This is a genomic window from Pyxidicoccus sp. M6 (assembly GCF_055568925.1).
The window spans coordinates 2,354,558-2,376,645 of record NZ_CM145714.1 but is presented as its reverse complement, the minus strand read 5'-3'; the positions used below and the strand labels follow the sequence as shown (position 1 = coordinate 2,376,645).

The window sequence follows — 22,088 nt, the reverse complement described above, 5'->3', positions numbered from 1 at the left end:
GCACGGAAATCCCGAAGCTGGGCTTCAGGAAGACCGTCAACTCCCCCGAGGGCTGAATGGACCCGGGTGGTGTCTTTTTCTCGGGCGCGACTGGCGTGCTCATACGCTCCCCCGATGACGGCTCATATCGATGAAGGAAGGATGCACCCAATCCGGACACAATCCAAGAGAAAAAATACTGTCTTGCTGAAACCCTGGTTCTGGGAAGCAGGTTCGTGCATACCGAGAGTCCTGTAGTCCGTCAGGCGCTCCGGAGTCCCATCCCCGCAGGGTGGGTTTCTGTCCCCTGGGTAACACATTACCCAGAACGAAGGCCAGGCTGGGATATTCACGCGCCGCGAGGAGGCTGGACCGGTGAAGGACACGAGCTTCAGGAGTGAAGCCTCGCGCCCCGGCGCGTGGGTGGGAGTGATGACGGCACGCGGTGCCTCCATGCGGCGTCCGGCTCCGCGGCGCCTGGCATCACGGTGTCTGGCGGTGACGGTGGTGCTCCTGGCGTGTGTGGCGCACGCGGCGCGCCCGTATCGCGGTGGCGCGGTGGCCACGGCGTACCCGCAGGCCAGCGCCGCGGCGTTGGAGATGCTGGAGAAGGGCGGCAACGCCGCGGACGCGGCGGTGGCGGCGGCCTTCGTCGCGGCGGTGGTGGGGCCGTACCACTCGGGCATCGGCGGCGGCGGCTTCGCGCTGGTGCACGACGGGAAGACGGGCGAGACGAAGGTGCTCGACTTCCGCGAGGTGGCTCCGAAGGGCGCCTCGCGCGACATGTACATGAAGGACGGCAAGGTGGTGCCGGGCCTGTCCACGGACGGCCCGCTCGCGGTGGCCGTGCCGGGCGCGGTGGCGGGCTACCTCCAGCTCCTGAAGGAGCACGGGAAGCTGCCTCCGTCCGTCGTGCTGGCGCCGGCCATCGCCGCCGCGAAGAAGGGCATCTGGGTGACGCCGCGCTACCTCACCATGGGCGCGGGACGCCTGGAGTGCCTGCGCCGTGACGCGGAGGCCTCGCGCGTGTTCCTGGTGAAGAACGCGCAGGGCGAGTACGAGATGCCGCCGCTGGGACACGTCATCAAGCAGCCGGACCTGGCGCGCACGCTGGGCGGCATCGCCAGGGGCGGCGTGAAGGCCTTCTATTCGGGCCCCGTCGCCAAGGCCATCGCCGACACGGTGCAGGCCGGCGGCGGCGTTGTCACGGTGGAGGATTTGGCCGCGTACAAGACGCGCCCGCGCCAGCCGCTGGAGGGCAGCTACCGCGGCCACCGCATCCTCACCATGCCGCCGCCGAGCGCGGGCGGCGTGGCGGTCCTTCAAGTCCTGGGCGCGCTGGAGAAGCTGCGCCCGCAGGGCATGGCCTTCCGGGACGCGGAGGCGCTGCACCTCTACGTGGAGGCGGTGCGCCGCGCGTACGTGGACCGGGCGAAGTACCTGGGTGACCCGGACTTCTCGGACGTGCCCACCGCGCGGCTGGTGTCCCCGGGCCACATCGCGGACCTGGCGGGCTCCATCGACCCGAAGAAGGCCACGGCCAGCGCCTCGCTGCTGCCGCCGGTGCCGGGCGCGCAGGGCTCCACGCTGACGGACAAGCCCGCGGTGCTCACGCCCGAGCCGGAGCGGAAGAACACCACGCACATCTCCGTCATCGACAAGGACGGCAACGCGGTGGCCATGACGACCACGGTCAACTACGGCTTCGGCTCGTGCGTGGTGGCGAAGGGCACCGGCGTGCTGCTCAACGACGAGATGGACGACTTCGCCGCGCAGCCCGGCGTGCCCAACGCGTATGGCCTCGTCACCGGCGAGCCCAACGCGATTCAGCCCGGCAAGGTGCCGCAGTCCTCCATGTCCCCCACGCTGGTGTTCTCCAAGGAGGACCCGAAGAAGGTGATGCTCGCGGTGGGCAGCCCGGGCGGCTCCACCATTCCCACCACCGTCATCCAGGTCATCAGCCACGTGGTGGACAGCGGCATGGACGTGGCGCGCGCGGTGAACGAGGGCCGCGTGCATCACCAGTACCTGCCGGACGAGCTCTGGGTGGACAAGTGGGGCCTGGAGCCGGCGACGCTGTCCGTGCTGGAGGCGAAGGGGCACAAGGTCCGCCGGGTGGACCAGTGGGGCGACGCGGAGGCGGTGTTCAGCGACCCGAAGACGGGCCTGCGCTACTCCGCGAGCGACCCACGCAACGAGGGCATGGCCCTGGGACAGGACTGACGCCTTGCCGGAGCCCGTCCCCATCTTCGACGCGCACCTGCACCCCGAGGGCCTGAGCGACCAGGACCTGGAGTCGATGCGCTTCTTCGGGGTGGAGCGGGCGCTGGTGGTGGCGCACCACTTCCCGGAGCCCACGTCCAAGGCGCTGCTGCGCCACTTCGATGATTTGGTGGAGCGGCAGCTTCCCCGGCTGGAGCGCGTGGGCATCCGCGCGTACGCCGCGCTCGGCGTGCACCCGCGCTGCATCCCCCGGCGCGGCCTGTCGGAAGTCCTCTCCGCGCTGCCCGACTACTTCCAGGGCGGCCGCGTGGTGGCACTGGGTGAGACGGGGCTGCACTCGGGCGGCGAGGAAGAGGAGGAAGCCTTCCTGGAGCAGCTCGCGCTGGCGCGCAGCCTCAAGCTGCGCGTGGTGGTGCACACGCCCACGGAGGACAAGGAGCGCCACACACGGCGCATCCTCACGCTACTGCGCCAGTCCGGCGTGCTGGCCTCGCGCGTGCTGGTGGACCACGCCAACGCGCGCACCGTGCGCACCATCCTCGAGGTGGGCCACTGGGCGGGGCTGACGCTGCACCCGGAAGCGCTCAAGGCCGAGCGCGCGGTGGCGGTGGTGCGGCGGCTCGGCAGCGAGCGGCTGGTGCTCAACTCCGACGCCGGCGACGGCGCGGGCGACATCCTCGGCCTGGCGCGCCTCGCCAACCTGCTCGCCAAGGCCAACCTCTCCGAGCGCATCGTGCGCCGCGTCGCTCGAGAGAACGCCGTCCGCTTCTTCCAGGTGGGCGGCTGAGCGTCTGTCTGCCTGCTCGCTCCACCTTCTTACAGCCAGAGAGCTGACTGGGTGATTACCGCCCTGCGCGTATTTTTTCGATGAAACGGCGCGCTCGTCGTCCTTTCAGGAAGAGCAGCAGCGGAAATAGCCCCAACCTCCACCCGTTGCCCCAACTCCCTGCTCAGGGAGGGCACTTGCACCTCACGCTTGTCATCATCGTCACCTTCGCGCTCGCGGGGTGCGCCGGCCACGCCAACCTCCCAAGCCCCGCGCCGTCCCTCGCCACCGAGGCCGCGCCGCCGGAGCCCGACGCGGGGCGCCATCTCGCCACCACGCCCGAGCGTTTCCTCGAAGCCTGCCTGCACGACATCCAACAGGCGCGCTCGCGCGTGGAGTGGCTCGTGGCGCAGCGCGCGCCTCGCGACACGGTGTCGGCCCTCACCGCGTATGACGACGCCATCGCGCTGATGGATGACGCGGTGTCGCGCTCGGGAATCGCCGCCAACGCGCACCCGGACGCGGCCTTCCGCGAGGCGGGCCGCACGTGCGAGCAGCAGGTGGAGGCGGCGCGCACCGACATCTCGCTCGACGACCGCCTCTACGCGGCGCTGGCCTCGCTGAAGCTGAACGGACAGGACGCGCCCACGCGGCGCTGGGTGGCGCGGGTGCTGCGCGACTTCCGGCGCGAGGGCGTGGACCGCGACGCGGCCACGCGCCAGAAGCTGCGTGGCTTGCACGAGCAGCTCACGTGGCTGGGCCAGGAGTTCGGCCGCCACATCCAGGAGGACGTGCGGCACGTGGACGTGGCCCCCGAGGCGCTGGAGGGCCTGCCCGAGGACTACGAGCGTGCGCACCCGCCCGGGCCGGAGGGCCGCGTGCGCATCACCACCGAGACGCCAGACTACCTGCCCTTCATGGCGTACTCCCGCAACGGCGCGGCGCGCGAGGCCCTGTGGCGCGTCAACCGGCAGCGCGGCTACCCGGAGAATCTCGAGACGCTGTCGCGCCTGCTCCAGGCCCGCCACGCGCTGGCCACGCTGTTGGGCTACCCCAACTGGGCCGCGTACGCCTCCGAGGACAAGATGGTGCGCGGGCCCCAGGCCGCCGCGGACTTCATCGAGCGCCTCTCCGCCGCCGCCGCCGGACGCGCGAAGGACGACTACGCCGCGCTACTGGAGCGCAAGCGCAAGGACGTGCCCGGCGCCACCGAGGTGGAGCCCTGGGAGCAGGCGTACCTCGAGGACCGCGTGCGCGCCGAGCAGTACCACTTCGACTCACGCGAGGTGCGCGGCTACTTCGAGTACACCCGCGTGAAGCAGGGCCTGCTGGACATCACCTCGCGCCTCTTCGGCCTCACGTACCGTCAGGTGAAGGACGCGCCCGTGTGGCACCCGGACGTGGAGGCCTGGGACGTCTACGAAGGCGGCACGCGCCTGGGCCGCTTCTACCTGGACATGCACCCCAGGCCCGACAAGCTCACGCACGCGGCGCAGTGGGATTTGGCCACGGGCCGCGCCGGCCGCTCGCTTCCGGAGGCGGTGCTGATGTGCAACTTCCCCCGGCCCGGCGCCCACCCCGCCCTGCTCCAGCACAGCGAGGTGCGCACCTTCTTCCACGAGTTCGGCCACCTCCTGCACCACATCCTCGGCGGCCGCACGCGCTGGGCCGGGCTGTCCGGCTCGCGCACCGAGCGCGACTTCGTGGAGGCCCCCGCGCAGGTGCTGGAGGAGTGGGCCTGGCGCCCCGAGTCCCTGCAGCTCTTCGCGCGGCACTTCGTCACCGGCGAGCCGCTGCCCGCGGACACCATCGCCCGCATGCGCCGCGCGGACGCGTTCGGCAAGGGGCTGTGGCTGCGCCAGCAGCTCTTCTACGCCGCCGTCAGCCTCCAGCTCCACACCGCGGACCCGGCCGGCCTGGACACCACCACGCGCGTGAATGCGCTGCAGGAGCGCTACATGCCCTTCCGCGCCGCGAGCGACTCGTACGTCCACCTCTCCTTCACCCAGCTCGACGGCTACTACTCATCCGCGTACTACGCGTACCTCTGGTCGCTCGTCATCGCGCGCGACTTGCTCACGCCCTTCCAGCAGCACGGGCTGATGGACCCCACCACCGCGCGGCGCTACCGGGACGCCGTGCTGGGGCCGGGAGGCTCCAAGGACGCGGCCGACCTGGTGAGGGACTTCCTCGGCCGCGACTACGGCTTCGGCGCCTACACCCGCTGGCTGGACGGCGCCTGACGCCCCACGCCAGGGGCTGTAAAAGCACGGGGCCCCGCGATGTGAATCGCGAGGCCCCGAGTGTTGTGAATCCGTCAATCCCTGTCAGCTCCGCGAACGCGGAGTGCGGGGGCTAGTGCACCGCGGGTGCGGCCATGGACGCCTCGGGCTGCAGGGTGATGCCCTGCGCGTCGGGGTCCAGCCGAACCTGAACGGGCACGCCCTGGAACCGGTACTGGGCCAGCGAATCCGCCGCGCCATCGAGCAGCTGCTGGTAACGCTCCTCCAGCTCCACCGCGATCAGCAGCATCGTCTCGCCCGCGTCCTCGACGCCGGGGCGATACACCTGGCACCGCTGGAACCGCGCCCAGCGACCGTTCTCCATCTTCACCAGCTCGCCGTCGTAAGCCATGCGCAGCTCCTCTGCCGTAAATCCAACGGTCCCCAATGTAGGAACGAATTAACTCCGTGTCATCCCCCCTCTTGAAAATTCGTCAATCTCCTGGGAATCCAGTCGCTTGCACGACGCTTCCGGGGCCAGCCAGGGGCCAGGTCAGCGGTGACTGCTCAAAAGTGTAAATTTTCGGCGCTGTCAACGCAGTCAAGCAGCCTCCCGGGTGGGACTCGCGGATCAACGCAGGGGCCCACGGAGGTCGGCCGCGCGGCGGGGAGGAAGCCCGGAGGCTGGTGGCATGTGGCGGGCACGTCCCTTAAATTGCCCGGGATGAAGTTGCCCGGGCTGTTCCGCAAAGAGCGCACCACCATCCAGGCCGCCGACGCGCAGGACCACGCGGAGCGACTGCTGGCCGAGTCCCTGCGCATGCTCGGTCAGGTGTGCAGCAAGGTCGCGGACGCCATCGAGTCGCAGCGGCTGGCCCGCCAGGGGTACTCGCACAACACGTACCTGCGGCGGACGGATGTCGAAGGACGGGACGGCGGCTCCAAGAAGGAATAGTCATTCCTTCCGTGCTCCCGCCCACTGACGCTCCCGAGCCGTGCCTCGTCCACTCGCCCACGTGGCGGGACAAGGGCATCAACATGCCCATGCCCGCGCTCGCGGATGAAGAAGGTCTGCGCCTGCCCTCGGGGCTTCCCCCGGTGGTGGACGCGCACGTGCACCTCTTCCCGGACCGCGTCTTCGAGGCGGTGTGGCGCTGGTTCGACCACTACGGCTGGCCCATCCGCTACAAGCTGCACACGCCCGAGGTGGTGTCCTTCCTCCTGTCACGAGGAGTGAGCCGGGTGGTGGCGCTCCACTACGCCCACCGGCCGGGCATGGCGCGCGCCCTCAACGCGTACGTGGCGGAAGTCGCCCGCGCCGAGCCCCGCGTGCTGGGGCTGGCCACGGTGCTGCCCGGCGAGGAGGGGGCCGTGTCGATTCTCGAAGAGGCCTTCGCCCTCGGGCTGCGCGGCGTGAAGCTGCACTGCCATGTGCAGTGCTTCGCGCCGGACGCGCCGGAGCTGCACGAAATCTATGCCGCGTGCGCGAGGGCGGGACGGCCGCTCGTCATGCATGCCGGCCGCGAGCCTTCGAGCCCGAACTACAAATGCGACACGTACGCCCTCTGCGGCGCCGAGCGCGTGGAGCGCGTGCTGAAGGACCATCCCACGCTGAAGCTCTGCATCCCCCACCTGGGGGCGGACGAGTTCGACGCGTACGCGCGCCTGCTCGAACGGCACGACAACCTCTGGCTGGACACCACCATGACGGTGGCCGGCTACTTCCCCGTCCCCCTGCCCCGCGGGGCACTTCAAGTCCGGCCCGAGCGCGTCCTCTACGGGACGGACTTTCCCAACATCCCCTACGCGTGGGACCGCGAGCTCAAGACGCTGCTCGGCTTGAAGCTGGGTGACGAGACCCTGGCGGGCGTCCTGGGTCAGAACGCACTCCGCTTGTATGGGGAATGAGACGCGCGGCGTGTCCGAAGAGACCTGGAGCAAGTCCTTTCACGCCCCACGTTGGCTGTTGAAAAGTGGCGGAGCCCCTTCCGGAATGGAATGGGAGTTCGCATCTTCCCCCCCATAGAATTTCGCGGTCCGAGCGCCGCTGCTCCCCTGAGGCCCTGCCATGTCCCACATCCTGGTCGTCGATGACGACGCGAGTCACCGCACGCTCATCTGCGATGCCCTCGAGGAGATGGGCTACCGAACGGTTCAGGCGGCCAATGGCCGCGAGGCGCTGGACCTGCTGGAGGGCGACATGCCCTCGGCGGTGCTGCTGGACCTTCGGATGCCTGTCATGAGCGGCTGGGGGCTGCTGGACGCGCTGAAGAAGATGCCTCGAGCGCGCGGCCTGCCCATCATCATCATCTCCGGCTACGGCTTCGAGTGGGAGGCCGAGCTGGTGGGCGCCGCCGGCTACATCTCCAAGCCGGTGGACCTCGACAAGGTGCGGATGACGGTGCAGCAGATCGCCGGCCCGCCGGAGATGGCGTTCGTCCACTGAGTGGCGACAAGCCCATCCGTCCGTTGTCCGATGGGGGCTGTACCGGAGTGCCGGGCTCGGGTGTGATGCTGGGCACTTCATGTCGCCCCCCTCCTCCGATGAACTGGCCGTCGATGCCCGTGGGCTCGTCAAACGCTTCGGCGGCTTCACCGCGCTCAACGGCTTGGATTTGCAGATTCCCCGTGGCGCCTTCTACGCGTACCTGGGGCCCAACGGAGCCGGCAAGTCCACGAGCATCGCGCTGCTGACGGGCGTGTACGGCCCGGACGCGGGCACCATCCGCATGCTGGGTGTGGACGCGGTGACGAAGCCGCTGGAGGTGAAGCGGCGCGTGGGCGTGGTGCCGGAGGAATTGAGCCTCTTCGAGCGGCTCACCGGCCGGCAGTACCTCACGTTCTGTGCTCGCATGTACGGGCTCGACGGTGACGAGGCCGCCGCGCGCGCCACGGAGCTGCTGGAGCTGACGGAGCTCACATACAAGGCCGGCGCGCTGGTGGCGGAGTACTCCAAGGGCATGCGCCGGAGGCTGGCCATCGCCGCGGCGCTCATCCATGCGCCCGAACTGGTGCTGCTGGACGAGCCCTTCGAGGGCATCGACGTGCTCGCGGCCGGAGTCATCCGCGAGCTGTTGCGCGAGTTGAGCCGGCGCGGGGTGACGTTGCTGCTCACGACGCACGTGTTGGAAATCGCGGAGCGGCTGGCCACGCACGCGGGCATCATCCGAGGCGGGCACACGCTGGACCAGGGGCCGGTGGGGACGCTGCTGGAGCGCTACGACTGTCCCTCGCTGGAGGCGGTGTTCGAGAAGCTCATCGCCGTGCCGGCCTCGCGCAACGCGCGCCTGTCCTTCTACGGGGACGCGCCCGAGGCCGCGGCCGCCGTGGTGCCACGCCGGGAGTCCGCATGAGCCGCCCGGCCGTGCCCGGCTTCCTGCGGCACCTGTGGCTCCTGTGGGGGCTGCGCTTCGACATCGGGCTCAACCGGGGGCCGGGGAAGAGCCGGCTGCTCGCGGTGGGCGTGTTCCTCGCGTCCAGTGCGCCCGGCCTCTTCCTGGGCCTGTTCTTCTTCGCGCTGATGCGCATGAAGCTCATCGCGCACAGCAACGTGTGGCCATACTTCATCCTCAACCTGCTGTGCTTCGTCACCTGCCTGGTGTGGGTGCTGTGGCCGCTGTTGTCGGCGGGCGTGGATGACCACTCGGAGCTGAGCCGGTACGCGGCGTTTCCGATTTCGCCCTATCGGCTGCTCATCGCCTCCACGGTGGCGAGCCTCTTCGAGCCGCGCGCGCTGGTGTTCTACGCGCCGCTCACCGGGGCGGCGCTGGGGTATGCGTCGGTGAATCGGCTGGCCGCGCCGTGGCTGGCGGTGGTGCTGTACGTGCTGTTCGCGCTCTTGTGCGCGGCGTGGAGCCGGGTGGCGCTGTACGCGGTCATCAACGTGCTGCGCGCGAAGCACAGCGCGCGAATCATGGGCGGGGGCATGGTGGCGTTCCTCGTCGCCGCGTCGTTCATTCCTCCCATCGACACCTCGTGGCTGACGGAGGTGGGCGACGCGGGGCTGGAGGCGATGGACATGACGCTCATCATCAACGCGGCGGTGGCGCTGGGACGGGTGCCTCCGGGGTTCTTCGGGGACGGGCTGGGGCAGCTCGCCTTCGGGCGCAGGCGGATTGCGTTGATGGAAGCAGGAGGCCTGTTCTTCTTCGCGGCGGTGGGCATGGCGGTGGCGTATGCGCTGCTGTTGCGCTTCCACCGGCAGGCGGGGCGCGCGGGGGCACGGAGCGCGGAGTCGGGGGACTCGAATCCCTTCGCGCGGACGCGGACGCGGTTCTCCACGCTGGTGCTGCGCGAGGCGCTGGACTTGTGGCGCAACCCGCGCGCGCGGCTGCTCGCGTCGGTGCCCTTCATCCTGGCCATTCTGCTGAAGCTGCTGTCGGGGAGGGACTTGTTCGTCTTCCTGCTGGGCCGCTCCGCGGATGCGTGGCTGATGGGTGGCCTGTGCATCTACGGCGCGGTGGTGATTGCGTCGACCTTCTCGCAGAACACGTTCGGCTATGACGGGCAGGGCTTCGCCGTGTTCCTGGCGGCGCCGGTGGACCTGGCGGACGTGCTGAAGGCGAAGAATGGAGTGCAGGCCGCGGGGGGGCTCGGCATGGCGGCGCTGGTGGCGCTGTTCTACCGCGTGTACTTCGGCTTCGGGACGGTGGTGGACATGCTGTGCGCCATGGCGGCGGTGGCGGCCGTGGTGCCGATGCTGCTGGCCGCGGGCAACTTCCTGTCGCTGTTCTTCCCGGTGAAGTTCCACGCGAGCCTGAAGCGACGGGACAAGGTGCCGCTGACGGCGTCCATGCTCGGCATCTTCGCGGCCAGCGCCGGGTGCATGCCCTTCGGCTGGGCGCTGAGGCTCGCGGGCAAGGACGGGCCCACGTGGCAGACGGCGGCGATGATTGCGCTGTGTGCCGCGCTGAATGTGGCTCTGTACCGCTTCGTGCTGCCCCTGGCGCTGCGGGTACTGGAGCAGCGGCGAGAACTGGTGCTGCAGGCGGTGACACGCGAATAGCGTGAGACCGCGGCCCCGTGCTCGTGGGACCGCGGCCTCGTGCCTCCAACCTGATGCGCGGTTCAGTACGCGATGCCGTGCTTCGCGGCCTGCGCCTTCACGCCCTTCATCACGTTCGCGTCGAAGGCGTCATCCTTCTCGGCCACGTTCTTCGACAGCCACGTGTCCCGCTCCGTTGCGAGCTTCGCCGCCTTCGCCTCCAGCACCTTCTTCTCCTCGGAGAGCTGCTTCACCTTCGCGGCCTGCGCCTCCTTGCTGAGGCCCTTCAGCTCCGCCGGCAGCTCGTCGCTCTTCACGCTCGCCAGGGCCGCCGGGGCATCCACCAGGTCCACCGCGCCGCCCACCGCCGCCGGAGCGCTGCTCTCCATCGCGGGCGCGGCGGCTCCACTTCCGGGCTTCGCCGCGGCGCGCGTCTTCTTCATGTAGCTGATGCGCTCCGCCGCGGCCTCGGGGGCCAGGCCCGCCATGGCATCCGCGCGGGCGCGGTTCTCGGCCTGCACCTCCGCACGGCCCGTGTAGAGCGTCTTCGACGCGAGCTCCGCGTTCACCTTCGCCAGCTCGGCGTCATACGGCGTCGCCACGGCCACCATGCCGCCGGACTGGTCGATGGTGTCGAACGTGCCATCCGTCAGCTTCGCCACGTGACGCCACGCGACCTCCGTCTCCCCGTCCGCGCCGCAGCGCACCGTGTTCACCACGATGTGCTTGTCCTTCGCGCGCTTCGCCCACGTCTTGAAGTTCCACTCGTCCTGGCGCTCGGCCGGGGGCGCGTCGCCCACGAGGAAGATGACCTTCATCACCTCGCGGTTCTGGCTCCACGACAGCTTGGACACGGCCTCGCCGAGACCCCGGCCCACGTGCTCCGGCGCGTCACCACCGCCGCCCGCCTCGAAGCGGCGCAGGTTGGCGAAGACGGTGTCCAGGTCGTCGCTCAGTTCGAAGCGCTTCGTCACGTAGTCATCGCCCACGTCGCGGTACGCCACGAGCCCCACCTTGAGGTGCGGCGTCGGCCGGCCCTGCGCGATGCGCGATGCGATGGAGTAGATCTTCCGCTTCGCACCTTCCAGCAGCCCGCCCATGGAGCCGGTGGTGTCGAGCACGAAGACCACCTCGATTTCCGGACGCGCGCCCTGCGTCTGGTTGGGGGCCACCTGGGTCTGCGGCTGAGGCGCGGGCTTCACGGCCTCGGCGGGCTTCTTCGTGTCCGGGGCAGGAGTTTGAGCGAGGGCGGGAGCAGCGGACAGGGTGGTGGCGAGCGCGGCCGACAGCACGGCCCGCGACAGGGACTTGAGGTCCATGGCGTTCTCCAAGGGAGGGGCGGAAACAGCGGGTTTTGGATGGGGTCCTGCGCGCGCGTTCGACTCGTTAACGGACGACCCGCCCGGAAGGTCTATGCGAGCAGCAACATGGAACTGCCCCCGTCTGGAGGAGCGCCCCACCGTGCCACGATGTGGCACTACAAGGTTGGAGCCCTCCTGACTGCCCTGCTAGGTTTGGTAGCCATGATGCGGCTCCCCATCCTCCGCTGGTTCGTGCCGGTGCTCGTCCTGTGTTCCTCGGTGGCCATTGCCCGGGAACCCGAACCCGCCGTGCGAAACATCTACATCTTCGACGACTCCGCCAACACCGCTTCCCCGGTGTACGTCGCGGGTGGCATCGGAACCCTGCTTCACTTCGAACAACCCTGCGACCCGGCACGGACGAAGCTGCTCGGATGGGAGGGCCGCTTCGAGCCCCTGTTGGTGAGCGACAAGAACGTGGTGTTGATGCCGCTCCAGAACCTCGAATCCGAAGACCGGTTCCTCTTGTCGGTAGGCCTGAAGGACGGCCAGGACCTGCCGTTCGTCGTAACCGCCAGTGATTACCGGATTGATCAACAGGTGAACGTGTTCCTGCGCCCGGAAAGCATGAAGGCGGTGCGCGCGGCCCTGGCCGATGCGCGTGCGCGCGAGCGGGCGCTCAGCGAGGAGAATCAACGGTACAAGGAGGAAGAGACCTCCATCGACCACGCGCTGGCCGCGCTCATGGTGAAGGGAGCCGTGAAGCAGACGCCGTTCCGTCACAGTCGGACCTGGCTGCTCAAGGGCGACGATGCGGACATCAAGGTCGTGAGCTATTCAGGCCTCAAGAAGGCAGCCGTCGTCTTCGAGGTCGCGAACCATCACGGAGCGCATGCATGGCGACTCCTGGAGGCTCGCGTGTCGCTCGCATCGACCGGCGAAGCGAGACCCTTTGCCCTCAGAATGGCCCAGGACGAAATTCATCCGGGCACCTCGGGGACCATCGCCATCATCGCGGACCAGAGCGCGTTTCAGTCGGACAAGGGCCTCGACAAGCTTGTCGTCGACCTCTTCCGGTCCGACGGCCTGCAACATGCGCAGGTCGTCCTGGAATGGCAGATCGAGCGCGAGTAGATCGGCTGGTCATGACCCGCTCTCACGCGCTGGCCGCTGGCCTGGCCCTTCTGCTCGGCACCGTCCTGGGTTGCTCGACGCCGGGCGGAGTGTCCCTGCGGCCGGATGGAAGCCCCGGCCCCGAGAAGTGCTCTGACGAAGCGCTGAAGCTGATGCGCTACCTGCGTCTGGAAGTTGGCGACGCAGGGCATGTCGAACTGGACCTCAATCAGGCGGACACCAGCCCCATCACGCTCTACGACGGTCCCATCGAAAGCGAGCTCACCAGCAGCCTCGGAATCTTCGATCCGCCCACACGGCTGTATGGCCGCGTCTGGACCGGAGGGCCGCAGGTGGTCATCCGCTATTACGAAGCACGTCCCCCAGGTGGCGACATCACTCCCATCTGCGCCGTCGCCCGGCTCGCGCGCGGCCAGATGAAGAAGCTGCCCGGCTCCAAGCCCGGAACCGCCATCGTCGAGTTCTCCAGCGCGGGAGTCTGGGTCGTCGACGCGTTCCGCTGAATCGCCGGCCATGCGCGTCTTCCACTCGGACAGCTACGAGGTGCCCCTTCCTCCGGGGCACCGCTTCCCCATGGAGAAGTACCGCCTCGTGCGCGAGGCCCTCGTGGGGCGGGGCGTCCTCCATCCCGGCTCGCTCACCGAGTCCCTCCCCTGCTCCCGTGAAGTCCTGGAGCACGTCCACACGTCGCGCTACCTCGACGCCTTCTTCCAGGGCACCCTCACCGAGGCCGAGCTCCGCCGCCTCGGCTTCCCCTGGTCCCCCGGCCTCGTCGCCCGCTCCTGCGCCGCCGTGTCCGGCACCATCGACGCCGCCCGCGCCGCGCTGCGCGATGGCATCTCAGGCAACCTCGCCGGAGGAACCCACCACGGGTTCCCGGACCACGGGGAAGGCTTCTGTGTCTTCAACGACATCGCCGTGGCCATCCGCGCACTGCGGGCCGAGGGACTCATCCGCCGCGCCGTCGTCGTAGACCTGGACGTGCACCAGGGCAACGGCACCGCCGCCATCTTCGCGGGCGACGACTCCGTGTTCACCTTCTCCATGCACGGCGAGCACAACTTCCCCTTCCGCAAGCAACCCTCCACCCGCGACGTGGGCCTGCCCGACGACACCGGGGACGCGGGCTACCTCGACGCGCTCGCCCTCCACCTCCCCGAGGTGCTCGACACCGCCGGCGCCGACATCCTCTTCTTCCAGGCGGGCGTGGACCCTCTCACCGAGGATGCGCTCGGCCGGCTCTCCCTCACCCATGCCGGCCTTCGCGAGAGGGACCGCGTCGTCCTGGAGGCCGCACGTCACCGAGGCCTGCCCGCGGTCCTCACCCTCGGCGGCGGCTATGCGAAGCCGTTGTCCGCCACCATCGACGCGCATGTGGGCACGTATGAGGTCGCGCTCGCGGTGTTCCGCTGAGCACGCCTGCTCACGGGTCGCCTTGCCCGCGCGGCGCGTCAGGCGGATGCTGGAGGCCGATATGAAATCCTCGAACCTGACATCCGCCCTTCGCTGGAGCCTCCTCGCCCTCGTTGGCGCGCTCGCCGTGTCGTGCGCGGGTGACGTGCCCTACTACCAGGTCCAGGTCGACGCGCCCGACACCGTCAGCCTCTCCCCCGGGGAGAACACCCCCGTGGAGCTGACGCTCACCCGCGTCGCCGACGTCAGCAACGACATCCGCCTCTCCCTCGCCAACGCGCCCCAGGGCATCACCCTCCTCCCCGAGGTCGTCCTCCCCGCCGCGGAGGAGAGCGTCACCACCACGCTCACGCTCTCGGTCGCCTCGGACGTGACGACGACGGGCCTCGTCCAGACGCTGCTGCTGGCCGAGGACCCCGGCAACGAGTTCGCGGCCGGCGCCACCTTCTTCATCGTCGTGCTGCCCAAGTCCGCGCCCCAGCCGGACTTCGGCATCACCGCCGAGCCCCGCCAGGTGAACCTCTACGCGGGCCAGAGCGACCAGGTGCCCATCACCGTGACGCGCGCCGAGGGATTCACCGGCCCCGTGACGGTGACGCTCGAGTCCCCCACGTCCCGCATCCGCGCGGACACGATGACCATCGCTCCGGAGGAGACCCGCAAGGAGCTCTACATCTACACGGACCGCTCCATCACGCGACTGCCGGTGGCCACCACCGTCGTGGCCACCAGCGAGGACGGACGGAAGGCCACCACCGGCCTCACCATCAACGTCCGCTGAGCCCCAGCTCCCACGGATTCCGTTCAGGGGCAGCAGCGCCGAAGCCCGATGAACCGGCTCCGGCGGTGACTGCCCCTGACAGCAGTTGCCTGGGGTGGCTCGGCCGCGATGCGCACGCCGCGGAAGGCGCGGCGGTCCTCCGCGCCTTCCACGCCGTCACTTCAGGCCAGGTCGAACAGCAGCGCCTCGAGGGGCTCGTCGGCGGTCAGCACCACCCGGTCCTCCTCCGCGAGCGCCACGCCGTCACCGGCCTTCACCTTCACGCCGTTCAGCGTGCCCGAGCCTCGCGCCACCTGCACCCACGCGTGCCGGCCCTTCGGTAGCGCGTACTCCGCCTGCTCCCCGCGGCCCAGCAGCGTACCGTGCAGCAGCACGTCCTGGTGCACCGTCAGCGAGCCATCCCGCCCGTCCGGCGACGCCACCACCCGGAAGCGCCCCTCGCGCTCCTTCGTGTCGAACGCCTTCTGCTCGTAGCCCGGCTTCAGCCCCGCCTGGTTGGGGAGAATCCATATCTGCAGGAAGTGCAGCGGCTCGTCCGTGGGGTTCATCTCGCTGTGGAGCACGCCCGTGCCCGCCGTCATCCGCTGCACCTCGCCCGGCCTGATGACCGCGCGCGTCCCCATGCTGTCGCGGTGCTCCACCGCGCCGCCCAGCACGTAGGTGATGATTTCCATGTCCCGGTGCGGGTGCATGCCGAAGCCCCGCCGCCCCGCCACCGTGTCCTCGTTGATGACGCGCAGCGTGCGGAACCCCATGAAGTCCGGGTCGTAGTAGTCCGCGAAGGAGAACGTGTGGTGCGTGTCCAGCCAACCGTGGTTGGCATGGCCGCGCTCTTCACCGGAGCGAACGTAGATCATGGCCTGCCTCTCTTCCCTTTCTTGCTGCAACCGAGATGCGGAAGAGGCCTCCGCGATGCGCGGGCCGCGCGACAGCAGCGCACCGCCCAGAAGCCCCGACGCGCCGGCCACCAGTCCGCCCGTCACCTGCCGCCGGCCGAGCAGGCGACGCGCCCCGCCGCCGCTCACGCCGCCTTCTCCGCCGCGGGCGCCACCGCCTGCACGTCGATGGAGATGTCGATGCGCTCGCCCACCAGCAGGCCGCCCGTCTCCAGGGCCTGGTTCCACACCAGCCCGAAGTCCTTCCGGTCGATGCTCGTCGAGGCCTGGAAGGCGAGGCGCTCGTTGCCCCACGGGTCCTTCATCCGGCCCAGCAGCTCCGCGTCCAGCACCACCTCGCGCGTCACGTCGCGAATCGTCAGGTCGCCCGTCACGTGGTAGCGGTTCTTCCCGGCCGCCGTCACCTTCCGGCTGCGGAAGATGACCTTGGGGAAGGCTCCCACGTCGAAGAAGTCCGGCGAGCGCAGGTGGTTGTCCCGCTGCTCCACGCCGGTGTCGATGCTCGCCGCTTCAATCTTCACCTCCGCCGAGCCGCGCGTGAGGTCCTCCCCGTCCAGCACCACCTTGCCCTCGAAGCGGGTGAAGCGGCCGTGGACCTTCGCCACCACCATGTGGCGCACCATGAAGCCCACCGTGGAGTGCGTCGTGTCGAGCTGCCAGGTCTGGATGGCCATGTGCGTATCTCCTGTGTCCCGCGTGTCCTGACCTCCCCTTGAGCAACCGGCAGGCCACGGCCAAGCACCTGGAATCACTGAGGTGCCACCTGGATTGGCGCGAATACGACTCTCAAATTGATACCCAAAACCTCCCAATGAGAGAGTCCCCTCGGGGCGTGGAACGGCCGTGCGGGCACGGGGGCGCAAGACGGCGCTCCACGACGTGGCCCGCGAGGGATAGGTTGAGAGGTGCCATGAGCACCTCACCCGCCCGCCGACAGGCCGCGCTCGACGCCCTCGCACTGGATGACGAGGCGCTGCTGAAGGCCTGCGAGGTGGACTACTTCATCGCCTCCGGCCCCGGCGGCCAGCACCGCAACACCACCGCCAGCGGCGTGCGCCTCACGCACCCGCCCACCGAGCTGTCCGTCACCGCCACCGAGCGCCGGAGCCAGGTGCAGAACAAGGGCATCGCCCTGGACCGCCTGCGCGAGGGCCTGCGTGCCCTCACCTTCGTCCCCAAGGTCCGCCGGGCCACCCGGCCCAGCGCCGGCGCGAAGCGGCGCCGCCTGGAGGGCAAGAAGCGCACCTCCGAGAAGAAGTCGATGCGCAGCGGCAAGTCGGACTGGTGACGAGGCTCCCGGCGCACTCCCACCTGCCCTGCGGGGAGGCTTGCGCTACGCAACGCTTTGCGGGCTCGCAAAGTTTGCGTAGCAAAAGGTCTCAAATCCTTACAGGAACACCGCGATTTTCTGGGCTCCCCTGGGAAGGGCGGCCGAGTTGAAAAGGGCACAGGGTGTGCACTGACGTGGTGCAAAGCCGACCCAGGCAGGGTCGTCCCACCCCCACGGTACGGAGCCTCCTGATGCACTCCACACCGCCCCTTTCGTGGTTCCGTCGTGCCCTGCTGGCGCTGGCGCTGCTGAGCGCGCTGCCGGCCTCGGCGACGGACATCGTCACCTTCAGCCGCGGCTCGCTCATCATCCCGGAGAACGCCACCTTCCAGCAGGGCTGCGGCGCGCTGTCCGCCTACGGCCTCGTGTGGCGCATCCTCCAGTCCAATCAGGCCGGCCAGCCCAACGAGGACAACCCCATCACCATCTATCTGGCCATCAACGACCAGAAGCTGTCGCCCAACCGGTGCGTGCCCACCAACCGGCACACGCCGCCCAGCCCCGTCAACGACACGAAGTGGAATGACGGTTGTGACTTCACCATCACCAATGCCACCGAGCAGCCGGTGGTGCCGGTGAACTACGGCGTCGCGTTCCCCACCGGCGGCGTCTACCCGTACGCGAGCGTGGACAACTTCACCACGGGCAGCGGCGACGCGCGCCCGTGGTTCAACAACACGACCCTGAACAACACCGTCAACAACCCGCGCTTCACCTCGGTGAGCTACAGCGGCGGCGCCTTCATCATCGCGGCGGAGGACGCCAAGCGCGCCATCGACTTCATCCGCTCGGGCACCGGCGGTCAGTCCCCGCAGAAGTTCCGCACCACCTGCAACTGCGACACCTTCAGCAACAACAGTGGTTGCTACTACGTGCGCATGCACCAGGCCACCATCGAGTTCACCGCGCCCATCGCCCGCCGCATCAACCGCACGCCGCCCAAGATTGCGCTGCTGGACCTGGACGAGACGACGGACGACTCGCAGCCCGGAAATGGTGCCTCGTACGTGAAGGGCGGCATGCTGGACGACTACCTGCGCAACGCGGGCCTGGACTTCCCGGGCGCGGGCGGCTGCCCCGTGGGCACCACCTCCGGCTGCACGCTCAATGGCGGCCAGCCCGGCCTCATCTACGACGCGCTCCACGCCAACAAGGACCTCATCTCCACCGCGAGCAACCCTCACGGCCTGCTCAACGCGAAGAACCCCATCACCCAGAAGCCCCGCTACAAGGTCTTCTGGGCGCCCCACTGGGAGCTCGGCAACAGCAACTACAGCGAGTACCTGGCCAACGGCGACGGCGCCACCACGCAGAAGGAGAACCTGCTCAACAACATCGCGTACTTCGCCAACCAGCGCGGCAACGGCGTCTTCGCCGAGTGCGCGAGCCTCCACTCGTACGAGACGACGACGCGGCCGGACAACACGCCGGTGACGTCGTCGCGCTTCCAGGGGGCCAGCAACTTCGCGCGCAACCCGCTCGGCGGCAGCAACAACGGCCAGAACAACACCTGGGATGGACGCAACTGCACGGACCCGGACTACCTGGCCCAGTCGGTGTCGAGCCGCGGCGAGTGCATGCTCTACCCGAACCCTGGAGACCCGTTCTCCCAGGTGGGTAACTTCAAGTTCGACAGCGTGGTGGGCCACACGACGAACTACTCCGCCTCGTACAAGGCGGGCGTCCGGCGGCTCGCGGTGAGCTGGTACCAGTACCAGAACGGCGAGGTGTACGACAACGCGACGGACCTCACCAAGACGGCGTGGCGCGGCGCCGACTTCTTCTCCTTCAACCAGAAGGACAATGACCCGGAGAAGGCGACCATCGTCTACCTCGGAGGCCACGACTTCAAGAATGACGTGGCCGGCACGCGCATCGTGCTCAACACGCTGCTCAACCTGGGCTCAGAGCCGGTGAACAGCGAGCGCGCGCTGACGGCCCCGGTGGCCTTCGACGACATCAACGGCAGCGACGCCAACGGCACGCGGGCGCTGGTGTTCGCGGCCACGTACGACGCCGTGTCCGGCTACCCGCCCGGCGTGGACACGTATGACCCCATCCAGGGCTCGCACTGGGTGTTCCCCTACTTCCCTGGCCACCTGCGCGCGCACTCGCTCATCGGCGGCACGGCGCTGCACAACGGCGAGAACGCGCTGGGGGACGCCACGCTGTGGGACGCGGACGCCATGCTGCCACTGCCGGGCGAGCGCAACATCTTCACGTACTTCGGTGGCCAGGTGACGGTGAACCCGAACCTCGGCACCGGGAAGAAGGCGCCGCGCGGAGTGCTGCAGGTCGGGTGGAAGCCGCAGCGGGTGGCGGGCACCGCCATCAACAACAACTACGGCACGGTGCCCAACCCGAACTGCGTGGACGAAATCAAGCTGGGCCAGGCCACCGCGAAGGACGGCACGCCGTACTTCGACTTCGTGAAGGGCGCGGACGGCGTGTGTGATTTGCAGCAGGCGGTGCAGTACACCCAGCAGTTGGCGGGCACGGACTACGGCGTGAGCACGGCGGTCCTCAACAAGGGCGCGCTCTTCCTGGACTTCAACAAGGTGGCGCAGATGCTCCAGCGCGTGCGCGGCTTCTGCTTCGCCACCACCACGGGCACCGACGGCTTCGGCACGCCCATCCTCGAGCCCACCCAGCTCCAGTGCAACAACCCGGACGCGGACAACCGCGCGCACCTGGGCGGCTTCGTCAACTCCACGCCCGCGGTGGTGCCGCCCAGCCCGGACATCGCGGACCAGGGCGCACCGCGGCCCACGGTCATCTACGCCGCGGGCCTGGACGGGCAGCTCCACGCGTTCTACGTGTCCGGCGGCAATGGCTATGACGGGCCCGCGACGCCCCGGGCCGCCGTCAACGCCTCGGCCGAGTCGGCGTTCTCCACCGACTACGCGACCCGGTTCCGCCAGGGCAATCTGCCGCCCGCCGGCACCGAGCTGTGGAGCTTCCTGCCCGCCACCCAGCTGGCCTGGCTGCGCAGCAACAACGCGCGCGTGGACAGCGCGCCCATCGTCCAGGACGTCTTCGCGGACTTCACGGGGACCGGCCTGCGCGAGTGGCGCACCGTGCTGGTGGCCAACGTGGGCGGCACGGGGCGTGACCTGTTCGCCCTGGACGTCACCAACCCGCTCAAGCCGCAGTTGCTGTGGCACCTGGTGGGCAGCCACTTCCAGGCGGGCACCTTCCCGCCGCACGCGCCGGTGGCGCTCGCGGACCGCGACACGGGCGGCACACAGTGGGCGGTGAAGTGGCACCAGCCCACCACGGCCTTCAAGCTGGCGCCGCAGTCGGATGGGGGCCGCGTGTCCACCGGCCTCTATGACTACAGTGAGCTGGGCGGCGCGCGCAGCCTTTCCATGGGCCGCATCCGCCAGGGCATGGAGCCCACCTTCGTCGTCTTCGCCGCGTCGAACAGCTCGGGCGCCGCGGGCGTGGCCGCCAAGGGCATCGAGCTCTTCGCCATCGACGCGTCCAACGGCCAGAAGCTCTGGCAGTGGGAGCAGCCGTATACCCAGTCGTGGGTGGACAACACGGCGCCCATCGCCCCGACCATCCTCTCGGACACGGGCGGCGCGGGCCGCGTGTACGTGGGAGACATGGAAGGCCGCGTGTGGGAGCTGGACGCGGCCACCGGTGTGAACGTGAACGTGTCGCGGCTGGGCCCGGTGTGCACGGAGGCCGTGCCGTGCAAGTACGCCGCGCTGGACACGGCCTCCACCCAGACCCAGCCCCGCCCCATCACCACCAACGTGGCGGTGGCGCGGCTTCCCGCGACGGTGGCGACGGGTACCGCGTTCTCCAACTACGCTGGCGACCTGGTGGCCCTGGTGGGCACCGGCGGCGTCTCCTGGGTGCCCGCGAGCGCGGCGGGGCAGCTCCACGTCGCGATGCTGAGCCCCATCCGGCGGCTCCCCCTGGGAACGGCCGGCAAGAAGCTGGATGGAACCGACCTCACGGACGTCCAGGCGCGCACCCTGGTCCTGAACCAGGGCGTGCTGCAGGAGCCCATCCCCTTCCCGCTGAACTTCGGGGGGCCGAAGCACCTGTATGGCAGCATTTCCGTGGCGGGCCGCATCGCGTACTTCAGCGTCTCCGAGAGCCCGGTGAGCGACATCATGACGCTCGCCGCGCGCCCCGCCGGCCAGTCCTACGAGCTGGACCTGGGGAGCACCGCGACCTCCGCCGCGTCCGCGGCGGCGGAAATCCACAGCATGACGTTGGCCAACTACGGTGGCATCACCGTGTACCACCGGGCGGGGGCAACGGGCACCAACAGCTACGTGGTGGGGATGAGCCCCAGCACCGTCACCCTCAAGGGCCTCCCTGCGAATAGCCCGTCGATTCCCGACAAGTCCCAGAAGGTCAACGGCGTCAACGACTGGGTGTTCCGGCTGCTGAACTGGAGCCAGAGGTACTTCTGATGAGCGTGCACACCTCCCCTCCACGTCGCCGCCCCCTGGCGCGCGGCGCGGGCATCCTCGAGGTCCTCATCGCCATGGCGGTGCTGGCGGTGGCCGCCGCCGGCGCGGTGATGGGCATGCTGAGCGCCTCCCGCCATGTGCGGGACGGGCAGCTCTTCCAGGAGAAGCGCCTGCTGGTGGAATCCCGCCTCCAGCGCCTGCGGCTCGCCGACAAGACGAAGCTGCTGCAGCAGGCCGTGGACCTGCAGGGTGCCGACCCGAAGAACATCCCCGTGGGGACCGCGCCGTGGCTGGCGGACACGACGACGGCGGTGGCCAATGACCCGGCCTCTGGCGCGTATTTCCTGGCGAGCGCCACCGGGGAGCTGAAGGCCGCCACCGGGATTCCGCCCGGTACGGCGTGCAACGACACGCCCGTGCCCAAGGGCACGTTCTGCCGTGAGGTGCTCATCGCCAAGGGCATCCGGAGCGGCGCGCTGCCTGGCCCCAATTCGGTGCTGCCCGCGGGCTCGCAGGCCTTCACGGTGTGGACGCGCGTCTGGCGCAAGGGCGACGACGCCTCCACCGCCGAGCTGCACAGCGAGGTCTTCGTCCAATGAGCTTGCGCAATCCCGGGCGGGTGCCCG

Annotated in this window: 19 protein-coding genes; 15 read left to right on the top strand and 4 right to left on the bottom strand. The window is 69.3% G+C overall.

Annotation, left to right across the window (positions count from 1 at the left end):
* Positions 1 to 432 precede the first annotated feature (432 nt).
* The 3 genes from ggt (at position 433) to ACVTJA_RS09850 (ending at position 5,211) form a co-directional block, all read left to right on the top strand.
* Positions 433 to 2,202: a gamma-glutamyltransferase gene (gene ggt, locus ACVTJA_RS09860; protein ID WP_465840351.1), complete on the top strand. Its 1,770-nt coding sequence runs from the start codon at positions 433 to 435 to the stop codon at positions 2,200 to 2,202.
* Positions 2,203 to 2,206: 4 nt separating this feature from the next.
* Positions 2,207 to 2,989 carry a TatD family hydrolase gene (locus tag ACVTJA_RS09855; RefSeq protein WP_465835863.1) on the top strand — a complete coding sequence of 261 codons (783 nt, stop codon included), beginning with the start codon at positions 2,207 to 2,209 and terminating at the stop codon, positions 2,987 to 2,989.
* A 176-nt stretch (positions 2,990 to 3,165) separates the two neighbouring features.
* Positions 3,166 to 5,211 carry a M3 family metallopeptidase gene (locus ACVTJA_RS09850; protein ID WP_465835861.1) on the top strand — a complete coding sequence of 682 codons (2,046 nt, stop codon included), beginning with the start codon at positions 3,166 to 3,168 and terminating at the stop codon, positions 5,209 to 5,211.
* 112 nt (positions 5,212 to 5,323) lie between these two features.
* Here ACVTJA_RS09850 and ACVTJA_RS09845 read toward each other — a convergent pair whose 3' ends face one another.
* Positions 5,324 to 5,602, bottom strand: a complete 279-nt coding sequence (locus ACVTJA_RS09845) for a hypothetical protein (RefSeq protein ID WP_465835859.1) — start codon at positions 5,600 to 5,602, stop codon at positions 5,324 to 5,326.
* Positions 5,603 to 5,914: 312 nt separating this feature from the next.
* Between ACVTJA_RS09845 and ACVTJA_RS09840 the strand changes: the two genes are divergently transcribed.
* The 5 genes from ACVTJA_RS09840 (at position 5,915) to ACVTJA_RS09820 (ending at position 10,195) form a co-directional block, all read left to right on the top strand.
* Positions 5,915 to 6,145: a hypothetical protein gene (locus ACVTJA_RS09840; protein WP_465835857.1), complete on the top strand. Its 231-nt coding sequence runs from the start codon at positions 5,915 to 5,917 to the stop codon at positions 6,143 to 6,145.
* A gap of 83 nt (positions 6,146 to 6,228) precedes the next feature.
* Positions 6,229 to 7,098, top strand: coding sequence for an amidohydrolase family protein (locus ACVTJA_RS09835; RefSeq protein ID WP_465840349.1), 870 nt, complete (start codon positions 6,229 to 6,231; stop codon positions 7,096 to 7,098).
* Positions 7,099 to 7,258: 160 nt separating this feature from the next.
* Positions 7,259 to 7,636, top strand: a complete 378-nt coding sequence (locus tag ACVTJA_RS09830) for a response regulator (protein ID WP_163996180.1) — start codon at positions 7,259 to 7,261, stop codon at positions 7,634 to 7,636.
* A 79-nt stretch (positions 7,637 to 7,715) separates the two neighbouring features.
* Positions 7,716 to 8,543: an ABC transporter ATP-binding protein gene (locus tag ACVTJA_RS09825; protein ID WP_465835855.1), complete on the top strand. Its 828-nt coding sequence runs from the start codon at positions 7,716 to 7,718 to the stop codon at positions 8,541 to 8,543.
* A complete protein-coding gene (locus ACVTJA_RS09820; RefSeq protein WP_465835853.1) occupies positions 8,540 to 10,195 on the top strand; it encodes a hypothetical protein in 1,656 nt (551 codons plus the stop codon). Before ACVTJA_RS09825 ends, ACVTJA_RS09820 begins: the two co-directional genes overlap by 4 nt.
* 62 nt (positions 10,196 to 10,257) lie before the next feature.
* Here the strand turns inward: ACVTJA_RS09820 and ACVTJA_RS09815 are convergent, their stop codons facing one another.
* Complete coding sequence (locus ACVTJA_RS09815) at positions 10,258 to 11,493, bottom strand: vWA domain-containing protein (protein ID WP_465835851.1); 1,236 nt, start codon at positions 11,491 to 11,493, stop codon at positions 10,258 to 10,260.
* A 204-nt stretch (positions 11,494 to 11,697) separates the two neighbouring features.
* Between ACVTJA_RS09815 and ACVTJA_RS09810 the strand changes: the two genes are divergently transcribed.
* The 4 genes from ACVTJA_RS09810 (at position 11,698) to ACVTJA_RS09795 (ending at position 14,803) form a co-directional block, all read left to right on the top strand.
* Entirely contained in the window at positions 11,698 to 12,609 is a 912-nt protein-coding gene (locus tag ACVTJA_RS09810) for a DUF2381 family protein (RefSeq protein WP_465835849.1), read from the top strand.
* 11 nt (positions 12,610 to 12,620) lie between these two features.
* Positions 12,621 to 13,112 carry a serine/threonine protein kinase gene (locus tag ACVTJA_RS09805; RefSeq protein WP_465835847.1) on the top strand — a complete coding sequence of 164 codons (492 nt, stop codon included), beginning with the start codon at positions 12,621 to 12,623 and terminating at the stop codon, positions 13,110 to 13,112.
* Positions 13,113 to 13,122: 10 nt separating this feature from the next.
* Positions 13,123 to 14,022: a histone deacetylase family protein gene (locus ACVTJA_RS09800; RefSeq protein WP_465835845.1), complete on the top strand. Its 900-nt coding sequence runs from the start codon at positions 13,123 to 13,125 to the stop codon at positions 14,020 to 14,022.
* Positions 14,023 to 14,083: 61 nt separating this feature from the next.
* Positions 14,084 to 14,803, top strand: coding sequence for a hypothetical protein (locus tag ACVTJA_RS09795; RefSeq protein WP_465835843.1), 720 nt, complete (start codon positions 14,084 to 14,086; stop codon positions 14,801 to 14,803).
* Between the two features lie 161 nt (positions 14,804 to 14,964).
* Here the strand turns inward: ACVTJA_RS09795 and ACVTJA_RS09790 are convergent, their stop codons facing one another.
* Together ACVTJA_RS09790 and ACVTJA_RS09785 are read right to left on the bottom strand one after the other, a co-directional pair.
* On the bottom strand, positions 14,965 to 15,660 hold the full coding sequence (locus ACVTJA_RS09790) for a pirin family protein (RefSeq protein WP_465835841.1): 696 nt from the start codon (positions 15,658 to 15,660) through the stop codon (positions 14,965 to 14,967).
* 164 nt (positions 15,661 to 15,824) lie between these two features.
* The gene (locus tag ACVTJA_RS09785) at positions 15,825 to 16,373 is read right to left on the bottom strand and encodes a YceI family protein (protein WP_465835840.1); all 549 of its coding nucleotides are present in this window, start codon (positions 16,371 to 16,373) and stop codon (positions 15,825 to 15,827) included.
* A 236-nt stretch (positions 16,374 to 16,609) separates the two neighbouring features.
* Here ACVTJA_RS09785 and ACVTJA_RS09780 point away from each other — a divergent pair, with 236 nt between their 5' ends.
* From ACVTJA_RS09780 to ACVTJA_RS09770, 3 genes are all read left to right on the top strand, one after another.
* Positions 16,610 to 16,987: a peptide chain release factor-like protein gene (locus tag ACVTJA_RS09780; protein WP_465835838.1), complete on the top strand. Its 378-nt coding sequence runs from the start codon at positions 16,610 to 16,612 to the stop codon at positions 16,985 to 16,987.
* Positions 16,988 to 17,220: 233 nt separating this feature from the next.
* Positions 17,221 to 21,462 (top strand): hypothetical protein, encoded by a 4,242-nt coding sequence (locus ACVTJA_RS09775; RefSeq protein ID WP_465835836.1) that lies wholly within the window; start codon positions 17,221 to 17,223, stop codon positions 21,460 to 21,462.
* A complete protein-coding gene (locus ACVTJA_RS09770; protein WP_465835834.1) occupies positions 21,462 to 22,061 on the top strand; it encodes a type IV pilus modification PilV family protein in 600 nt (199 codons plus the stop codon). Before ACVTJA_RS09775 ends, ACVTJA_RS09770 begins: the two co-directional genes overlap by 1 nt.
* Positions 22,062 to 22,088: the final 27 nt, after the last annotated feature.